Below are 2,288 nucleotides of genomic sequence, written 5' to 3' on the forward strand. Positions count from 1 at the left end.
TTCCGAGTTGACGGTTTTCGACAGATTTAAAAATGCGAAGGTAGGCGCGATTCCATTGCCGACTTATCTCGTGATGTCAGCCATTATAATAGCTTCTGCGTATCTGGGCGAATTGCCCGTCAACATGTTGGGTGGTTTCGCAGTCATCTTGAGTTTGGGTTGGCTTCTTGGAGGGATCGGCGCAAGCATCCCGGGATTGAAGAATTTCGGAGGATCGGCCATCCTTTCGTTGATGGTGCCATCGATCATGGTATTCATGAATGTATTCAATCAAAATACGCTGGATGCGGCGAACATGCTGATGAGGGAAGCAAACTTCCTGTATTTCTATATCGCTTGTCTTGTCTGCGGCAGTATTCTGGGGATGCACCGCAAGATTTTGGTGCAAGGCTTGATCCGGATGATCATCCCGATGGCGGTGGCGATGATCGCTGCCTTGATCGTCGGAACTTCAATCGGAACTTTGTTGGGACTGGGTTTTGAGCATACGCTCTTCTACATCGTGACACCGATCATCGCTGGCGGAATCGGCGAAGGCATCCTGCCGTTATCGCTAGGTTACAGCGCCATCACCGGTATCCCTAGTGGGGAATTGGTAGGACAATTGATTCCAGCAACCATCATCGGAAACTTCTTCGCAATCATCTGCTCCGGTATTTTGAATCGCCTAGGCGAAAAATATCCTGAGAAAAGTGGCAAGGGCCAATTGATCAAATTCGGCGGCGACGACGATATGGCTGATGCCATGCAGGAAGACAAGAGCCCGCTGGACATCAAATTGATGGGTGCCGGCGTTCTGACGGCCTGCACACTCTTCATCGCAGGCGGACTTTTGGAAAGACTTACGGGCTTCCCGGGTCCGGTCCTGATGATCCTGATCGCTGCAACCATCAAATACTTGAGCCTGTTGCCTAAAGATGTTGAAAAAGGTTCGAAACAGCTGTACAAATTCGTTTCCGGTAACTTTACTTTCCCGTTGATGGTCGGCTTGGGCTTGCTGTACATCCCACTTAAAGACGTCGTCGGCATGCTTTCTTGGCAGTATTTCGTGGTCGTGATCTCAGTCGTGTTGACCGTTGTCCTGACCGGTTTCTTCGTCGGTGGAAAAATGAACATGAACCCGATCGAAGCAGCCATCGTAACGGCTTGCCAAAGCGGCATGGGCGGAACTGGGGATGTCGCCATCCTATCTGCTTCCAACCGCATGAACTTGATGCCATTTGCCCAAGTAGCCACACGTTTGGGTGGAGCCATCACCGTCATTTCCATGACATCCTTGTTGCGTTTCCTATTCTAACGACATAAAAAAAACTAAAACGAGAAGAAAGAGAGTGTGTTCATTATGACAAATGTAAATGAAAAAGCATTGGCTATCAGCAAAAAATTCGGCGGTAAATTGGAGGTCATCTCAAAAGTGCCGATCGAAACAATGGAAGATCTGAGCATCGCCTATACACCGGGCGTCGCAGCTGTCTGCATGGAAATCGCGAACAACAAAGAATCCGTCTATACTTATACAACCAAGAAAAATCTTGTTGCAGTCGTAACCGACGGATCAGCCGTTCTTGGCTTGGGCAATATCGGACCGGAAGCAGCCATTCCGGTTATGGAAGGCAAAGCGGCCTTGTTCAAACGCTTCGGGAATGTGGATGCCGTTCCTATTTCCTTGAATACGCAGGATGTTGAAGAAATCATCTCGCACGTTGCTGCCATCGCACCTTCTTTCGGCGGGATCAACCTGGAAGACATCAGCGCGCCTCGCTGCTTCGAAATCGAACGCCGCTTGAAAGAGATGTTGGACATTCCGGTCTTCCATGATGACCAACACGGGACCGCGATCATTGTTCTGGCTGCCCTTTACAATTCCTTGCGCCTGACAGGCAAAAAAATCGATGAGATTCAAGTGGTCGTCAATGGCGGCGGTGCTGCAGGGATCGCCATCAGCCAAATGTTCCTTTCCGCTGGCATCAAGAACCTGATGGTCGTGGACCGCACCGGCATCATTTCCGAAACCGATCCTGAATTGGCCGAACGCCATGTGGAAATTTCAAAAGTCACGAACCGTAGCTTCAGAACCGGAACTTTGGAGGATGCAGTGGTGGGGATGGACGTATTCGTCGGCGTATCCGCGCCAGGCGTCCTCAAGAAGGAATGGATCGCTACCATGAACGAAAAACCGGTCATCTTCGCGATGGCGAACCCGACACCGGAAATCTTCCCGGATGAAGCAAAAGCAGGCGGCGCCTATATCGTCGGCACCGGCCGCAGCGACTTCCCGAACCAAATCA

At 50.5% G+C, this 2,288-nt stretch carries 2 protein-coding genes; both read left to right on the plus strand.

Going from position 1 to position 2,288, the window contains the following annotated elements; all coding sequences use genetic code 11:
- Window positions 1-7 precede the first annotated feature (7 nt).
- Window positions 8-1,297, plus strand: coding sequence for a 2-hydroxycarboxylate transporter family protein (locus tag WBV27_RS08595; RefSeq protein WP_424201206.1), 1,290 nt, complete (start codon window positions 8-10; stop codon window positions 1,295-1,297).
- A 45-nt stretch (window positions 1,298-1,342) separates the two neighbouring features.
- A partial coding sequence (locus tag WBV27_RS08600; protein ID WP_424201204.1) for an NAD(P)-dependent malic enzyme occupies window positions 1,343-2,288 on the plus strand: 946 nt, incomplete at its 3' end.

The sequence above is a fragment of the Trichococcus sp. genome (genome assembly GCF_049589555.1).
In the GTDB taxonomy this organism is placed as follows: domain Bacteria; phylum Bacillota; class Bacilli; order Lactobacillales; family Aerococcaceae; genus Trichococcus.